At 70.7% G+C, this 14,825-nt stretch carries 16 protein-coding genes; 7 read left to right on the top strand and 9 right to left on the bottom strand.

Annotated features, from left to right (window positions below; all coding sequences use genetic code 11):
* Positions 1–115 precede the first annotated feature (115 nt).
* Together ACTWQF_RS06575 and ACTWQF_RS06570 are read right to left on the bottom strand one after the other, a co-directional pair.
* Positions 116–655, bottom strand: a complete 540-nt coding sequence (locus ACTWQF_RS06575) for a TerD family protein (protein ID WP_443277970.1) — start codon at positions 653–655, stop codon at positions 116–118.
* Positions 656–741: 86 nt separating this feature from the next.
* Positions 742–1,413, bottom strand: a complete 672-nt coding sequence (locus tag ACTWQF_RS06570; protein WP_443277968.1) for a TetR/AcrR family transcriptional regulator — start codon at positions 1,411–1,413, stop codon at positions 742–744.
* A 105-nt stretch (positions 1,414–1,518) separates the two neighbouring features.
* Here ACTWQF_RS06570 and ACTWQF_RS06565 point away from each other — a divergent pair, with 105 nt between their 5' ends.
* Positions 1,519–2,919, top strand: coding sequence for an NAD(P)/FAD-dependent oxidoreductase (locus ACTWQF_RS06565; protein ID WP_443277966.1), 1,401 nt, complete (start codon positions 1,519–1,521; stop codon positions 2,917–2,919).
* A gap of 70 nt (positions 2,920–2,989) precedes the next feature.
* On the opposite strand, the gene ACTWQF_RS06560 is transcribed toward ACTWQF_RS06565, so the two are convergent.
* Both ACTWQF_RS06560 and ACTWQF_RS06555 read right to left on the bottom strand, forming a co-directional pair.
* Positions 2,990–3,595 carry a DsbA family oxidoreductase gene (locus ACTWQF_RS06560; protein WP_443277964.1) on the bottom strand — a complete coding sequence of 202 codons (606 nt, stop codon included), beginning with the start codon at positions 3,593–3,595 and terminating at the stop codon, positions 2,990–2,992.
* A 20-nt stretch (positions 3,596–3,615) separates the two neighbouring features.
* Positions 3,616–4,350 (bottom strand): SDR family NAD(P)-dependent oxidoreductase, encoded by a 735-nt coding sequence (locus ACTWQF_RS06555; protein WP_443277962.1) that lies wholly within the window; start codon positions 4,348–4,350, stop codon positions 3,616–3,618.
* A gap of 112 nt (positions 4,351–4,462) precedes the next feature.
* Here ACTWQF_RS06555 and ACTWQF_RS06550 point away from each other — a divergent pair, with 112 nt between their 5' ends.
* Positions 4,463–5,296 carry a helix-turn-helix transcriptional regulator gene (locus ACTWQF_RS06550; protein WP_443277960.1) on the top strand — a complete coding sequence of 278 codons (834 nt, stop codon included), beginning with the start codon at positions 4,463–4,465 and terminating at the stop codon, positions 5,294–5,296.
* A 69-nt stretch (positions 5,297–5,365) separates the two neighbouring features.
* Positions 5,366–6,676 carry a DUF1266 domain-containing protein gene (locus tag ACTWQF_RS06545; protein WP_443277958.1) on the top strand — a complete coding sequence of 437 codons (1,311 nt, stop codon included), beginning with the start codon at positions 5,366–5,368 and terminating at the stop codon, positions 6,674–6,676.
* A gap of 159 nt (positions 6,677–6,835) precedes the next feature.
* Here the strand turns inward: ACTWQF_RS06545 and ACTWQF_RS06540 are convergent, their stop codons facing one another.
* Entirely contained in the window at positions 6,836–7,243 is a 408-nt protein-coding gene (locus tag ACTWQF_RS06540) for a RidA family protein (RefSeq protein WP_443277956.1), read from the bottom strand.
* Positions 7,244–7,314: 71 nt separating this feature from the next.
* Positions 7,315–8,274, bottom strand: a complete 960-nt coding sequence (locus ACTWQF_RS06535) for a TIGR03557 family F420-dependent LLM class oxidoreductase (protein WP_443277954.1) — start codon at positions 8,272–8,274, stop codon at positions 7,315–7,317.
* 146 nt (positions 8,275–8,420) lie between these two features.
* Between ACTWQF_RS06535 and ACTWQF_RS06530 the strand changes: the two genes are divergently transcribed.
* Positions 8,421–9,347 (top strand): SDR family NAD(P)-dependent oxidoreductase, encoded by a 927-nt coding sequence (locus tag ACTWQF_RS06530; protein ID WP_443277952.1) that lies wholly within the window; start codon positions 8,421–8,423, stop codon positions 9,345–9,347.
* A gap of 126 nt (positions 9,348–9,473) precedes the next feature.
* Complete coding sequence (locus ACTWQF_RS06525) at positions 9,474–10,664, top strand: zinc-dependent alcohol dehydrogenase (RefSeq protein ID WP_443277950.1); 1,191 nt, start codon at positions 9,474–9,476, stop codon at positions 10,662–10,664.
* Positions 10,665–10,812: 148 nt separating this feature from the next.
* On the opposite strand, the gene paaK is transcribed toward ACTWQF_RS06525, so the two are convergent.
* Positions 10,813–12,102 carry a phenylacetate--CoA ligase PaaK gene (paaK, locus tag ACTWQF_RS06520; protein ID WP_443277948.1) on the bottom strand — a complete coding sequence of 430 codons (1,290 nt, stop codon included), beginning with the start codon at positions 12,100–12,102 and terminating at the stop codon, positions 10,813–10,815.
* Between the two features lie 430 nt (positions 12,103–12,532).
* Between paaK and ACTWQF_RS06515 the strand changes: the two genes are divergently transcribed.
* Positions 12,533–12,865, top strand: a complete 333-nt coding sequence (locus ACTWQF_RS06515) for a hypothetical protein (RefSeq protein ID WP_443277946.1) — start codon at positions 12,533–12,535, stop codon at positions 12,863–12,865.
* Between the two features lie 51 nt (positions 12,866–12,916).
* On the opposite strand, the gene ACTWQF_RS06510 is transcribed toward ACTWQF_RS06515, so the two are convergent.
* A complete protein-coding gene (locus tag ACTWQF_RS06510) occupies positions 12,917–13,165 on the bottom strand; it encodes a DUF397 domain-containing protein (protein ID WP_443277944.1) in 249 nt (82 codons plus the stop codon).
* Complete coding sequence (locus ACTWQF_RS06505) at positions 13,162–14,016, bottom strand: helix-turn-helix domain-containing protein (RefSeq protein ID WP_443277942.1); 855 nt, start codon at positions 14,014–14,016, stop codon at positions 13,162–13,164. Before ACTWQF_RS06505 ends, ACTWQF_RS06510 begins: the two co-directional genes overlap by 4 nt.
* 205 nt (positions 14,017–14,221) lie before the next feature.
* On the opposite strand from ACTWQF_RS06505, the gene ACTWQF_RS06500 reads away from it, so the two are divergent.
* Positions 14,222–14,626, top strand: a complete 405-nt coding sequence (locus ACTWQF_RS06500; protein ID WP_443277941.1) for an ATP-binding protein — start codon at positions 14,222–14,224, stop codon at positions 14,624–14,626.
* Positions 14,627–14,825: the final 199 nt, after the last annotated feature.

The raw sequence follows: 14,825 nt of genomic DNA, 5'->3' as shown, positions 1-14,825 counted from the left end.
CAGCAACGCACTGCTGCAGCGCAGCGCAGCACGCGCAGCGTGGGGCGGCGCAGCGCAGCACGCGCAGCGTGGGGCGGCGCGGCACAGCGCGACGCGGCACGGCGCGGCGCGGGGGTCAGGGCTGGCGCTGTTCCGGGATGCCCATGTGGGAGGCGAAGTCTTCGGGGGCGCCGTCATAGCCGCGGAGCACGACGGTGTGGTGCCATTCCCCGCTGTCGCCCCGGACGAACTCGGCGACCGTCGCCGCCGTGGAGCGCGCGACGCCGGAGAAGTCGGTCGTGGACAGCTCCTCGTAGCCCTCGCGGATCTGCACCGCTGTATTGGGCACCTGGTCGAACGTCTTGCGGCCCTCGCCCTGCTGGATGGCGACCCCCACGACGACCCGTGCGTAGTTGTCTGCCAGGCGCTCCAGTTCGAGGATCATCACCTCGTCGGAGCCGAACCCTTGGCCCGTCTTGCTGTCCCGGTTCAGGGTGATGGTGCCGTCCGGCGAGCGGCTGTCGAAGTGAACGAGGTAGGCGGGCTCACCGTAGGGGGCGTCCGCGGTGTACGTGGCGGCCACGATGTCGAGGTCGTGCGGCGGCTCCCCCATGGCGCTGGGGTCCCATTTGAGGGTGACCTCCACCTTGCCGATCCCTTTGTTGAGACTGCTCATCCTGCCCCCTCCTGCTACCGGGTCGCGCGCTGCAACCGACCGAACGTGCACGGCAGTTCCATCCTGCCATGTCGATCGTGTCCCGCTCAGGGCCGCTTCCGGGTGACACGGGAGCGCTCGAAGCCGGTCCACACGGCGTCGACCGCGGCCGACACCACCTTTTCGCGGGGGACTTCGGAGCGTTCGTGCCACCACAGGGCCAGCCCCTGGAGCACGCTGCGGCACACCTCCCAGGCCATCTCCGCCTCGATCCGGGTCTCTTCATCGGGGGCCCTGTCGGGGTCCTCGTGGAGGGGGATGCCGACCAGCCGGGCGAAGAAGGGGAGCAGCGCGTCGCGGCTCTCGGCGATGACGGCCTGGTGGTCGGCGCGGACCGCGGCGTCCCCCGTGGTGTCGCGGAAGAGCATCCGCCATGCGTAGGGGTGGGTTTCGATGTAGCGGAACCAGGCGTCGAAGGCCCGGGACACCTCCTCGGTGCCCAGTTCCTCCGGCGCACCGCCCGAGCCGGGGTCGGGGAGCCGCTCGCGCCACAGTCGGCGCAGGTCGGCGAAGTGCCGTTCCAGCAGGCGGCGATGGAGCTGGCGCTTGGAGGAGAAGTGGTCGTAGACGACGGGCACGGAGACGCCGGAGCGGCGGGCGATCTCCTCCATCGAGGCGCGCTGGTAGCCGTGCGCGGCGAAGACCTCGGTGGCTGCCTCCTCGATGACGGTACGGCGCTGCTCCGCGCTCATCCGCTTGCGGGGCTTGTCGGTTGACAACCTAGCGATCCTTAGGTTTAGTCGGACCAGATGAACCTAGCAACGACTAGGTTACTGGTCCGGCTACGGCACGCGCAGCACGCGGACGAAACGCGAGGGGCAGCGATGAGCAGCAGTGACGAGCAGTACGACGTGGTCGTGGTCGGGGCCAGATGCGCGGGGGCACCGCTGGCGACGCTGCTGGCCCGGGAGGGGTTCGAGGTCTGCCTGGTGGAGAAGGCGGAGCTGCCCTCCGACACCCCCTCGACCCATGTCTTCGAGGCCGACGCGCTGGCCTTCCTCGACTCGCTCGGCGTGCTGGACGAGCTGCGCGCGACGGGTGCCCCGATGATCGCGCGGGCCGACGCGCGTGTGGGCGATGTGCGCTGGCCCGCGACCTGGCCGGTGCGCCCGGGCGATCCCGGCGGAGTGATGTCGGTGCGCCGCTTCCGGCTCGACCCCGTACTCGTCAGGGCCGCCCAGGACGCGGGCGCCGCGCTGCTGACCCGTACCGCGGTGACGGACCTGGTCAGGGCGGAGGACGGCAGGGTGACGGGAGTCCGGGTCTCCACTGCCACGGGGGACGGGGAATCCCGGAGCGGCACCGGGACGGCGCCCCGGGGCGGCGCCGGGGAGGAGCGGGTGCTGCGGGCCCGGCTGGTGGTGGGCGCCGACGGCCGCGCCTCCACCGTCGCGCGGCTGGCGGGCGCCCGTTCCTACCATGTGACGCCCAACCAGTTCGCCCTGTTCTGGAGCTACTTCGCGGACGCCGAGATCGGGGATCCGACCTTCGTCTTCCACCGCTGGGCCGACCGCGTGGTGCTCGGTCTGCCCACCGACGACGGGCTCTACCAGGTGCAGGTGGGGGTCGACCCGGCCCGGCTGCGCGAGTTCCGCGCCGGACTGCCCGGCAGCCTGCTGGAGTACGCACGGGCCTCCGAGCCGGTGGCCAAGGCGCTGGCCGGCGCCCGGCTGGTCGGCGAGCCGCACGGGACGACCCACTGGAAGGGATACTTCCGCGAACCGACCGGCCCCGGCTGGGTGCTGGTGGGCGACGCGGGCCACTTCAAGGACCCGACAGCAGGACGTGGCATCGGCGATGCCTTCCTCCAGGCGGCTCGGCTGGCGGAGACCGTCACTGGGCAACTCGGCGGGGGCGGCGGAGACGCGGCAGAGCTGGACGAGGCACTACGCCGCTGGGGCGCCTGGCGGGACGCGGAGTTCGTGGAGCCGTACTGGTTCGCGACCGACATCGGCAGCCTCGCACCGCTGCCCGCCGTCCTGCCCGAGGTGCTGCGCGGGATGCGTCGCGCGGGCGTGGCCGACGGTCTCTTCGAGATGGTCAACCATCGGGCGAGACCCACCGACATCCTGACCCGGCCCCGGCTGCTCGCGGCCGTTGGCCGACTGCTGGCCCGCGGCCGGTTGGGCGTCCTGCGGGAGGTCGTCCAACTGGCCGCCGTCGACCGCCACCGGCGGGCCCTTGGCCGCCGCCCCCAGTATGAGGCCCCTTCGTTGCCCCGGTGAGGGGGTGACGCTTCCTGAAGCTTGCGGGATGCGGGTTGGTTGTGGCCGATCGCGCAGTTCCCCGCGCCCCTTACGGGGCGCGTCTGCCCTCCCTCAGGAAAGCCAGCAGTTCGTCCTCCGTCGGCTCCTCGTGGAGGACTTGGTGGCCCGCGACGAGGAAGACCGGGCCGGTCGGGCTGCCGAGGGGCTGGGTGAGGGCCAGCTCGGCGTCGAGCTCGTCGCGGAGATCCGGTTCCTGCCGTACGCCCTCCTCGGCTGCCAGCCCGGCCAGCACCGTGGGGTCGGCGATATGCAGGCCGTCGGTGAAGTAGGCGCGGAAGAGGCGGGCGGCCATCCGGAGCGCGCGACCCTGGGTGGCGGCCTGGGCCGTCAGGTGGTGGGCCGCGTAGGTGTTGGTGAAGACCGCACGGTCGAAGCGGAAGGTGAGACCGTCGGCGGCGCCCAGGGTGCGGTCCGCGCGGATGGCGCGGGCGATCTCCTCGCCACGCTCGCGGCGGTGCACCTCGAACAGCGGCTCGCCCTCGGCCGATGCCTCAGGCCGGATCCGGGACGGGCGCAGGACGAGTTCGGCCGCGCCGCCCTCCGCGCGGTGGCGCTCGACTGCCCGCCGCAGCCGGGTGAAGCCCAGGTAGGAGCGGGCGCAGACGAGGTCGTGGACGAGCTCGACACGGGTCACGTTGGGCGTCCCCCGGCCGCTCACCACGGCAGTGCTCCGTGGTCGGCGAAGTAGCCGCCGGTGGGACCGTCCGGACCGACGCGGGCCATCCGCACGATGATCTCGGCGCCCTCGGAGACCGTCCGCCGACCGCTGTGGCCGTTGAAGTCGGTGGCGGTGAAGCCGGGGTCGACGGCGTTGATCCGGAAGCCGGGCAGGGCGTGCGCGTACTGGGCCGTGAGCATGTTCAGGGCGGCCTTCGACGAGGCATAGGTGAGCGCCGGCAGCCAGTCGGGCACGGCGACCTCGCGGACCTTCGGGTCGCCCACGGCCCCGATGCAGCCCAGCCCGCTGCTGACGTTCACCACCACGGGTGCCCGCGAAGCGCGCAGCAGCGGCAGGAAGGCGCGGGTGGTGCGGACGACGCCGAAGACGTTGGTGTCGTAGACCGTGCTCATGTCGGCGGCCGTCGTCTCCTCGGCCGTCATGACAGCTCCGGGGACGCCCGCGTTGTTGACGAGGACGTCCAGGTGCTGCTCGCGTGCGCCGAGCAGTTCGGCGGCGGCTCGTACGGACTCCTCGCTGGTGACGTCGAGCGGCAGCAGGCGCCCGCCCGTCTCGCGTGCCGCGCGCTCGCCGCGTTCCGGGTCGCGGGCCCCGAGGTAGACGATGTGGCCCAGGGCATGCAGCCGGCGGGCCGTCTCCAGACCGAGGCCCCGGGTGGCGCCGGTGATCAAAGTGATCGGGCCGGTCGGTGTTGTCGGTGTGTTGCTCATGGCTCCCACCCTGGTGCGGGGCGGCGATCACCGGGAGTAGCCGGTTCTTCCTGGGAAAAGCAGTACCAGGACCAGCCCTTGCCCTCCACCGTCCGGCCCGCAGACTGGACGCATGAGCGAGCTGGGCCGCACGTTGCGGCGGTGGCGGGACCGGGCGGACCCTGCCGACTCCGGGCTGCCCACGGGCCGGGCGCGCAGAGCGGCCGGGCTGCGGCGCGAGGAGCTGGCCGGGCTCGCGGGCATCTCGGTGGACTACGTCGTACGGCTGGAGCAGGGCCGGGCCGCCTCGCCGTCCGGACAGGTGCTCGCGGCGCTGGCGCGGGCGCTGCGGCTGTCGGAGGACGAGCGGCGTCACCTCTTCCTCCTGGGGGGCCGCGTGCTGCCGGACAGCGGACAGCTGCCCAGCCGGCTGTCGCCGGGCGTGCGACGGCTGCTGGAACAGCTGGCGGGCACGCCGGTCAGCGTCTACGACGCGGCGTGGACGCTGCTGGAGTGGAACTCGCTGTTCGCCGCGTTGATGGGTGACCCGTCGCCACTGCGCGGGCGGGAACTCAACGTCCTGTGGCAGCACTTCACCGGGCGGCCCACGCGAGTACGGCACACCGCCGAGCAGGCGGCGCGATTCGAGGTGGCTGCGGTGGCCGACCTGCGCGCGGCGACCGCCCGCTATCCGTCCGACCCCGGACTGCACGGCCTGGTCGCCGAACTTTCGCAGCGCAGCCCCGCGTTCCGGCAGCTGTGGGAGGACGGCACGGTCGGCAGGCACACCATGGACACCAAGACGGTGGACCATCCGGAAGCCGGCGCGATCGTGCTGGACTGCGATGTCCTGGTAGCGCCCGACAGCGATCTGCGGGTGGTGCTCTACACGGCGGCGCCGGGTACGGACGCGGCGGAGAAGCTGGCGCTGCTGAGCGTGGTGGGTATCCAGCCGCTTTGGGCGTAACAGACGGGAGGGAAGATCCGCCCCGGCGTCCGGCCACCCCGCCAAGAGCGGTAGCGTGACCGTTCGATCATGGTCAGGGCCTCGGCGCGGGAACGGCGGGGCCGGGAACGGGGCGCGAGGGTGTACGCGGTAGGCGAGCAGGACGATCACGACGACATCTTCCCCGTGATCGAGTACGAGGGTGACGAAGGCTGTTGGAAGGCCCCGGCCGATCTGGAGCGGCGGCTGTACAAACTGCACGAGGTCGACGAGAGCTACACCTATCTGCGCGTCCTCGCCGAGCACGGCGTCTACCATCCGGTGCCGATCGAGCAGGCCGACCGGAACCCCGCCGAGCGGCAGGTGCTCACCAGCGAGATCACCGGTTCCGACGGCATCGCCAGGACCATCACCCAGGTCTACACCGACGGCGTGCTGCCCCGCCCGCACCCGTACGTCGTATACGAGTTCATCACGCTGGGCACCCTCGCCGACATCCTGCCGCCCGAGGTGGATGTGCTGGTCGTCAACGCGGCGACGCCCTGCCAGGAGATGTTCCAGGTGGACGACGAGGAGCGGGAGGTGTGGTCGGACCTGCACGAGGAGCTGTTCGACCCGCACGCGCTCACCGACCGGCTCGTCACCCGCCGCACCGGGGCCCCGGAGCAGGGCCCGTTGCTGCACGGCCTGGCCTGCGGGGCCCACCTGTGCTACGGCAACGGCGACCCGTGGAACACCCTGGACTGGCACGGCGCCGGCTACAGCGCCGAGGTCGAGCGGCTGGAGGAGAGCTGGGGAGTCAGCAGCAGGGAGGACTGGCTGGAGACCCAGCAGCGGCTGCTGGAGTGCGAGATCAGCCCCTGGTTCTGGGACTTCGTGCTGGGTGCCCGGATCGCGCTGCAGAAGGAGCACGGCGGTCGCGGCCCGGTGGACGCGGGGCTGTGGCGGGACAGCGTCGAGGCGACACTGCGGCACGTCATCGACGCGCCGCCCGGGCCGGAGTTCGAGACGTTCATCGCGGACATGCGCGAACTGGTCGGCAAGGTCCTGCGCTACGAGGCCCGGTTCCGCGCCGACGAACTGCTCGGCCCCGACGAGGTGGTCCGTACGATCGCGGCCTGGGACCTGGGCCGGGCCTCCAAGATGGCCCGCTGGGGCCGTGGCGCCCGCTATGCGACCCGCGCCGAGATGTACGACGCGATCGAGCGGGTCAGCGCGGGTGTGCGGAGCACGTACCGCTCCTGGGCGGAGTTCTCGGCGGCGTATGTGATGGGCCGCTGTCTGCACTTCGACGAGGAGCGGTTCGGCGAGTGGTACACCGAGGTGCTGGTCGCGCACCGCGCGCTGCTGCGGGCCCCGGCCGGGCCTTGGAACACGGTGCCGTTCCAGTTGCCTGGCTGAGCACCACCCCGGCTGCGGGTGCGTCGTGGCTGGTCGCGCAGTTCCCCGCGCCCCTTACGGGGCGCGCCCCCTGCTGTGCTTGGGAGGTCTGCGCCAGAGGCGCAGGGCTGGCAAGCGCAGCCCCCGCGCCGGGTGCGCAGCGAAGTGGGGCGCGCCTGGTCAGTCGCGTACTGCCGCTATCGCCTCGATCTCGACCAGCTGATCGGTGTAGCCGAGTACGGTGACGCCCATCAGTGTGCTGGGGACGTCGTGGGCGCCCATGGCGTCGCGGTAGACCTCCCAGGCCGCCACCAGGTCTTCCTGCCGGCTGGAGGCGACCAGCACCCTGGTGCTGATCAGGTCCTGGAGGTCCGCGCCCGCCTCGCCGAGGGCGGTGCGCAGGTTGTCCACCGCCCGGGCCGCCTGGCCCGCGTAGTCGCCCACGGGGGTGACGGTGCCGTCGGCGGCCAGCGGACAGGCCCCCGCGAGGAAGATCAGACGGGCTTCGGGCGGTGCCGAGGCCGCGTAGGCGTACTCGGCCACATCGGAGAGGGTTCGGGAGCGGATCAGGGTCACGGCTCGCGCCACGAGGGGTCCCTTCGGGGGCGTCAGTTGGGTCCTCCGGTACCCCAGCGCAGGGCCGCGGCCCGCGCAACCGGTTATTCGCCGCGCTTGAGGCGTCCGATCAGTTCCGCGTCGCAGAAGTCCAGGAAGCCCCTGGGGTCCGGGCCCGCGTTCATCAGGACCAGACGGTCGTAGCCGGCCTCCGCGAAGGGCTTGGCGACCTCCAGGTAGCGCTGCGGGTCGTTGCCGCAGGCGAAGCGCTGCCGGATGTCCTCCTCGCGGACCTGCGCCGTGGCGGCCTCGAAGTTGACCGGGTTGGGGAGTTCGCTCATCACCTTCCAGCCGGCCAGCGCCCAGCGGAAGTACTTGAGCGCCGACTGGGCGCCCTCGCTCTCGCCCTCCGCCCAGGCCATCGGCACCTCGGCATAGCCGGGCCCGGTGCCGCCCGCCTCGCGGTAGTGGCGCACGATCTCGGGTTTCTCCTCGGTGGCGAAGAGCGCGTCGCCGAGTTCGGCCGCGATCCGGCAGGAGGCGGGGCCGCTGGCGGCGACCGCCATCAGTGGCGGTTCGGGAGGCAGGTCGAAGACGCGGGCGTCCTCGAGGCGGAGGTACTTGCCCTCGTAGGAGCGGTAGCCGCCCTGCCACAGCAGCCGGATGATCTCCAGGGCCTCGCGGAACCTGGTGTGCCGTTCGGATACGGCGGGCCAGCCGGTCCCGATCACGTGCTCGTTCAAACGTTCCCCGGAGCCGACGCCGAGTACGAAACGGCCCTCGGAGACGAGTGCCATCGTCGCGGCGGCCTGGGCGACGATGGCCGGGTGGTAGCGCATGCTGGGGCAGGTGACACCGGTGACCAGCCGGATGCGCTCCGTCTTGGCGGCGACGGCGCCGAGCACGCTCCAGGTGAAGGCGGAGTGGCCCTGGTCGTCCAGCCACGGATGGTAGTGGTCGCTCATCTCGACGAAGTCGAATCCGGCGGCCTCGGCGGCGATGGCCTGGCGGATCAGTTCCTGGGGACCGTACTGCTCGGTGGCGAGCTTGTAACCGATCTGCATGTGTGCTGCTCCTTGGTCGCTCTCCCCCCTCGGGTACCTCCACTTCCTCTCGCACACTCGCACCGTCCCACTGCCTGCGACGGGTGTGACACGGAGCATGCGGGGAACCGCCGGGTACCGACACCTCCGTCCGAAGGAGAGCGGGCATGGACACACTCTCGGATCTGTCGGTGCTGGTGACAGGCGGCTCACGAGGGCTGGGGCTGCTGCTGGCCCGGCAGTGCGTGGAGCGGCGCTGCGACGTGACTGTCGCGGCGCGGGATGAGGAAGAGCTGGACCGCGCCGTCGGACTGCTGCGCCGCAGGGCACGCGGCACCACCGTGACCAGACGGGTGTGCGACGTGACCGACCGGGCGGCCGTCCATGAGCTGGTGGAGAGCACCGCGACCGACCAGCGGGGCCTCGACGTGGTGATCGCCAACGCCGGGAACATCCAGGTGGGGCCCGCGGAGGAGTCGGGCACCGAGGCCTTCCGCAGCGCGATGGAGACGATGTTCTTCGGCTCGCTGCACACCGCGATGGAGTCGCTCCCGCATCTGCGGGACAGCCCGGCGGGCGGACGGCTGGGGGTGATCGGCTCGGTGGGCGGACTGCTGCCGGTGCCGCATCTGCTGCCGTACTCGTGCGCGAAGTCCGCCGTCGCGGCACTCGCGGACGGGCTGCACGCCGAGCAGGCCGAGCACGGGGTCAGCGTCACCGCCGTCCATCCGGGCCTGATGCGGACGGGTTCGCACCGCCAGGTGGAGCTGTCCGGCGACGAGGGCAAGGAGTTCGCCTGGTTCGCCACCCTCGCCGGGCTGCCCGGCCTGTCCATGGACGCGCTGCGCGCCGCCGAGCGCATCGTCCGGGCGCTCGAGCAGCGCCGGACGCGGGTGGTGCTGACGCCTGCGGCGCACTTGGGTGCCAAGGCGTACGGGGTCGCCCCGACCCTGGTCACCCGCACCAACGAGTTGGTCTCCCGGCTGATGCCCGAACCGGACGACTCCGGCCGGGAGGGCCGCTCGCGCTGGCAGTCCGCGGTCAGCGCGCTCAACGACCGGGCAGCGCAGCGGTTGAACCAGACACGTGCGTAGTGGCTGCGGCCGTCGCACGTTCCGCCGGACCCTCGCCATCGTGGCGCGCCACCGTTCCGGCGGGAAGATTTTCTCCCTCGCTGCGGAGGGCCGCCGAACCCCGCCCGCAAAGAACCTGGAGGACACATGCGAGCTGTCACCTATCAAGGTAAGCGGAACGTCAGCGTCGAGACGGTGCCTGATCCGGAAATCACGGAGCCGGACGACATCATTCTGCGGATCACCACAAGCGGGATCTGCGGATCGGACCTCCACCTGTACGAGGTGCTGGGGCCATTCCTCGCCGAGGGCGACATCCTGGGGCACGAGCCGATGGGGGTGGTCGAGGAGGTCGGGCCCGAAGTCGCGGAGCTCTCCCCCGGGGACCGGGTGGTCGTACCGTTCAACGTCAGCTGCGGCACGTGCTGGATGTGCCGACAGGGGCTCCAGTCGCAGTGCGAAACCACGCAGGTACGCGAGTACGACAGCGGCGGCGCGCTGTTCGGCTACAGCAAGTTGTACGGCCAGGTGCCGGGCGGCCAGGCGGAGTTCATGCGGGTGCCGTTCGGCAACCATCTGCCGGTGAAGGTGCCGGACGGGCCGCCGGACGAGCGGTTCGTGTATCTGTCCGACGTGCTGCCGACCGCGTGGCAGGCGGTGGCCTATGCCGACATCCCCAAGGGCGGCAGCGTCACCGTGCTGGGGCTGGGCCCCATCGGCGACATGGCGACCAGGATCGCACTGCACCAGGGCGCCGAGCTGGTCATCGGCGTGGATCTGGTGCCCGACCGCCTGGAGCGGGCCCGCGCGCACGGCGTACACACCCTGGACCTGCGCGAGCATCACGATCTTGGCGCCGCTGTACGGGAGTTGACGGACGGTCGGGGCACCGACGCGGCCATCGACGCGGTCGGCATGGAGGCGCACGGCGCGCCGCTGGCCAAGGCCGCGCACCAGGCGGTCGGCCTGTTGCCGGATGCGCTGGGCGCCAAGATGATGCAGCGCGCCGGGATCGACCGGCTGGCAGCGCTGAACGCGGCGTTCGACGTCGTACGGCGCGGCGGCACCGTCTCGGTCTCCGGCATCTACGGGGGTGCCAACGACCCGCTGCCGATGCTGAAGCTGTTCGACAAGCAGATCCAGCTGCGTATGGGCCAGGCGAACGTGCGTAACTGGGTGGACGACATCCTCCCGCTGCTGAGCGACGAGGACCCGCTGGGCGTCGACCACTTCGCGACCCACTCGCTTCCTCTGGAAAAGGCGCCGGGTGCCTACGGCACGTTTCAGCGCAAGGAAGACGGCATGGTCAAAACGCTGCTGAAGCCCTCAGCGACCTGACGCCCCGCGAGGGCCGGCGCTTATCCGCTTGCGTACCCGGCATGGGGGCTGCGCTTGCCAGCCCTGCGCCCTGGGGGTACCCCCTGCTCGAAGAGCTTGGGGGAGCAGACTGCCCAAGCGCTCAAGGGAGACGCGCCAGGGGCAGCCCCTACCCGCGCAAATCCCGGATCCGGCGAAACTTGCCGATTGACCGCTCGATGGTCTCCGGATCGACAACGCGGGCCTCAACCGTCACGCCGATGCCCTCCTTGACGCGGCGGACAATGGTTTCCGCCGCATCCTCCCGCTCCGCGGTCGTCGCCGTGGGGCGGGCTTCCACCAGGACGGTGAGGTGGTCCAGTCGGCCGTGCCGGGTGAGCTGGAGCTGGAAGTGCGGAGCCACCGCGGGGATGTCGAGGACGATCTCCTCGATCTGGCTGGGGAAGACGTTGACGCCGCGCAGGATGATCATGTCGTCGCTGCGGCCGGTGATCTTCTCGATACGGCGGAACGCCGGGCGCGCCGTGCCCGGGAGCAGCCGGGTCAGATCGCGGGTGCGGTAGCGGATGACGGGCAGCGCCTCCTTGGTGAGCGTCGTCAGCACCAGTTCGCCCCGCTGCCCCGCGGCGTACGGCTCCTCCCCCAGCGGGTCGACGATCTCCGGGTAGATGTGGTCCTCCCACAGGTGGAGGCCGTCCTTGGTCTCCACGCACTCCTGCGCCACCCCCGGCCCCATCACCTCCGAGAGCCCGTAGATGTCCACCGCGTGCAGGGCGAACCGCTCCTCGATCTCCCGCCGCATCGCCTCCGTCCACGGCTCGGCCCCGAAGATGCCGACTTGCAGCGAGGTGCCGCGCGGATCGATGCCCTGCCGTTCGAACTCGTCCAGGAGCGTGAGCATGTAGGTGGGCGTCACCATGATGATCTCGGGCCGGAAATCCTGGATGAGCTGCACCTGCCGTGCCGTCATCCCGCCGGATGCCGGAATGACGGTGCAGCCGGCGCGCTCGGCGCCGTAGTGCGCCCCCAGTCCGCCGGTGAACAGCCCGTAACCGTACGAGACATGCACCTTGTGCCCGGGCCGGCCGCCCGCAGCGCGGATACAGCGCGCCACCAGGTCGGCCCAGGTGTCGAGATCGCGCTGAGTGTATCCGACGACCGTCGGGCGCCCGGTCGAGCCGCTGGAGGCGTGAATACGGCGCACCTCCTCCATGGGCACACCGAACATGCCGAACGGGTACGTGTCGCGCAGATCCGCCTTGGTCGTGAAGGGGAACTTCGCCAGGTCGTCCAGCGTGCGGCAGTCCTCGGGCCGCACCCCTGCCGCGTCGAACTTCTTCCGGTACAGCTCCACGTCCTCGTACGCGTGCCGCAGCGTGGTCTGCAGCCGCTGCAGTTGCAGGTGGCGCAGCTCGTCGGTGCTCAACCCCTCGCCCGGATCGAGCAGTTCGTCCGTCATCCCCGAGCCCCCGTTTCGGCGGTGATCCGCATTCGCACGGCCGCAAACCCTTCGCCCACCTCGACCGGTCCGCTGCCCGGCGCGGCGGCGGCCCGGTCGGCACCGAGCACCGCCTCCGCAGGTCCGCACTCGGTTCCCGTACCGTTCCCCACCTGCGACCTCCCGCTCCTCGGCGGACACCGACCGACCATTCGGTGAGCCCAGTAATCCAGCGCGAGCTCCGGCCTGTCAAGGGAGCTGCAGCGACCTCCTCGGCAAACTGATCGTTTTCGTCCGCGATCGGGAACCGGGCAGACGTCGAGCTGCGTGGATGGTCACGTTCAACTATTCGAGCGATTAGCTTTGATGTCCGTGGAATCAGGTGGAATCAGAAGGTGCTGCGAACATGCCGAGGCATCGGTTGCGGGAGGGCGGAGGGGAACGACGGGCGATGAAGCGCGTCGACGCTTCGCTGCTGCACCGTAACGTGCAAGTCGCGTATCTCGACCTGGACACGGAAGAAGCCACCCGGCGCTGGGGTGACCCCGAAATCACCTGGGACGACCTCGGCCCCTGGAACACCTTCGTCTTCCGGCTGGCGAACGGCACCCTTGCGGGGCTGGTCCGCGAGGTCGAGAACGCCCCCAAGCCCGGCTACTTCCTGCTCGCCAGCAATGAGCAGACCGGTACCCCGGAGGGCATCGAAACCACTGACGCCCTCGCCGCCTTCCTGAGGGAGGCGGATTTCCCCGAGGCGCGGGTGCTGGAGCGGTACCCGAACTGACCCGCAGCATGGAGGCCCGCACCGATCGGTGCGGGCCTCATTGCGCTGCCCTCAGTCGCGGGCCGCGTGCGCGATGAACGCCGACCATGCGGTCGGGGCGATGGAGAGGGAGGGGATGGAGGTGTCCTTGGAGTCGCGGACGTGGATCGACGCGGGGGTGGTGGCCACCTCAACGCAGGCGTCCGCACCATCGCTGCTGTAGCTGCTCTTGGCCCAGTCCAGTGCGACCTCCACACAGTCGTCCCCCTGGGAGCCGCTGTAGCTGCTTTTGAACCAGTTCAGCTCGGCTGGGTTGCTCATAATGCTCCTCGCATTCGCTTCAGCAGGCTCAGAGAGTCCGCCGGGGTCAGAGCCTGTGAGCGCAGTTTTGCATACACCATGTGCAAATTGCTGAGCGCTGTGGGATCGGAGATTAGTTGGCCCGTTTGCTGGCCCTCGGAGTAGGCGAACCACCGGTGCTCAGGCGTCTCCAAGAGCCGCAACGGACCGTCCAACCCGGCGTGTTCCGGCTGCACCAGCGGCATGATCTGCAACTCCACATTGTCCAGCCCGGCACACTCGATGAGGTGGTCCAGCAGCTCCCTTGTGACCTCCTCCCCACCCGTTCGCCGCTCCAGGAGGGCCTGTTCGATGATGAAGCTGAACATCACGGGCTTCTTGCGGTGCAGCAACTCCTGCCGGTCCAGCCGGAGCGCCAGCCGTTCCTCGAACTGCTCTGCCGTAGGCGTCGGCGGCACCTGCCGCATCACCGCTTTCGCGTACGCCTCCGTCTGCAACAGGCCAGGGATCACTCGGCACTCGTAGGTGTACAGGCTGAGTGCCGTCTGCTCCATCTGAGCCCACTGGCGGAACCAGGAGGCGATGCCATGCGTTCGGGACAGGTGCTTCGACGCCTCCCGCAGTGCGCCGCCCGCATCAAGCTCCAGTTCCGCTCGCTCGACGAACCGAGGGGGCGGAAAGCGGCGGCCCTGCTCAACTCCCGCGCAAGTGCTCAGCGAGTAGCCGGACTTCTCGGCCCAGACCTCCTGCGTTAACCCAGCCCGCTTGCGCAGCTGCTTCACAACGGCGCCGAAGGTGCGGAGACTGTCGGAGCGTTCCGGCTCCTTGCCGCCGCAGCCGCGCTCCTCTTCGTCTTCGTCGTAATCGGCCACTTCCAGCCACCTCCCTGTGGCGGGGGAACATCCCCAACTCACCCAGGGTTACGGGTCATTGACAGCCGTGTCCACACTCCGCACCCCTACGCTTGCGCAGCGTAGGGGTTGCTGAACTGGTCACAGGAGGAGGCCGAGCATCAGCGTGACGCTCATGCATCAGCGTCAGCCACTCTCCCCGGTTCGCTCGGCCGCTACCGAGCGTATGTTCGCACAGCGGTTCTCCGCCACCCGGCGCGGCGCCCGTCTGGCGCGACTTCTCGCGCTGCACCAGTTCGACGCGTGGGGCATCCCGTACGGGAGCGAGCCGTCCGACAACGCGGCAGCGATCGTGGCGGAGCTGGCCGCGAATGCGGCGCTGCACGGCCGCGTGCCGGGGCGGGACTTCGAGCTCGCGCTCACTCTCCCGGAACCGGGCGCCCTGCTCATCGAGGTGACGGACACGCGGGGCGAGGCCACTCCGCCGGGCGCCCCAGTGGCGCCGGGACCGTACGAGGAGTCCGGCCGCGGCTTGCTGCTGGTCGCTGCGCTGGCGAGTGCCTGGGGCGTACGAGAGCGCACCCCGGCCGCGCCCGGCAAAACCGTCTGGGCGCGTTGCCACGCCACCTAGGTTCTGGAGAGGGGGTGCCCCTGCTCGACGTCCGCAGACTGCGGGTTCGTCGTGGCTTGTCGCGCAGTTCCCCGCGCCCCTTCGGGGCGCGTCCCCCCTGCTGTGCTTGGGCAGTCTGCTCCCCCAGACTCCGTCCGGGAGGTGCCCCCAGGGCGCAGGGTGGGCAAGCGCAGCCCCCATGCCGGGCACGCAAGAGGCG

This window comes from Streptomyces sp. 8N114, assembly GCF_052245835.1.
GTDB lineage: Bacteria > Actinomycetota > Actinomycetes > Streptomycetales > Streptomycetaceae > Streptomyces.
This window is presented reverse-complemented; position numbering and strand designations above follow the sequence as displayed.

Bases quoted from the DNA above. Each gene is read 5' to 3' on its own strand.
- ACTWQF_RS06575 (WP_443277970.1), bottom strand. From the start codon at position 655: ATGAGCAGTCTCAACAAAGGGATCGGCAAGGTGGAGGTCACCCTCAAA.
- ACTWQF_RS06565 (WP_443277966.1), top strand. From the start codon at position 1,519: ATGAGCAGCAGTGACGAGCAGTACGACGTGGTCGTGGTCGGGGCCAGA.
- ACTWQF_RS06555 (WP_443277962.1), bottom strand. From the start codon at position 4,350: ATGAGCAACACACCGACAACACCGACCGGCCCGATCACTTTGATCACC.
- ACTWQF_RS06550 (WP_443277960.1), top strand. From the start codon at position 4,463: ATGAGCGAGCTGGGCCGCACGTTGCGGCGGTGGCGGGACCGGGCGGAC.
- ACTWQF_RS06545 (WP_443277958.1), top strand. From the start codon at position 5,366: ATGGTCAGGGCCTCGGCGCGGGAACGGCGGGGCCGGGAACGGGGCGCG.
- ACTWQF_RS06535 (WP_443277954.1), bottom strand. From the start codon at position 8,274: ATGCAGATCGGTTACAAGCTCGCCACCGAGCAGTACGGTCCCCAGGAA.
- ACTWQF_RS06530 (WP_443277952.1), top strand. From the start codon at position 8,421: ATGGACACACTCTCGGATCTGTCGGTGCTGGTGACAGGCGGCTCACGA.
- ACTWQF_RS06525 (WP_443277950.1), top strand. From the start codon at position 9,474: ATGCGAGCTGTCACCTATCAAGGTAAGCGGAACGTCAGCGTCGAGACG.
- paaK (WP_443277948.1), bottom strand. From the start codon at position 12,102: ATGACGGACGAACTGCTCGATCCGGGCGAGGGGTTGAGCACCGACGAG.
- ACTWQF_RS06515 (WP_443277946.1), top strand. From the start codon at position 12,533: ATGAAGCGCGTCGACGCTTCGCTGCTGCACCGTAACGTGCAAGTCGCG.
- ACTWQF_RS06510 (WP_443277944.1), bottom strand. From the start codon at position 13,165: ATGAGCAACCCAGCCGAGCTGAACTGGTTCAAAAGCAGCTACAGCGGC.
- ACTWQF_RS06500 (WP_443277941.1), top strand. From the start codon at position 14,222: ATGTTCGCACAGCGGTTCTCCGCCACCCGGCGCGGCGCCCGTCTGGCG.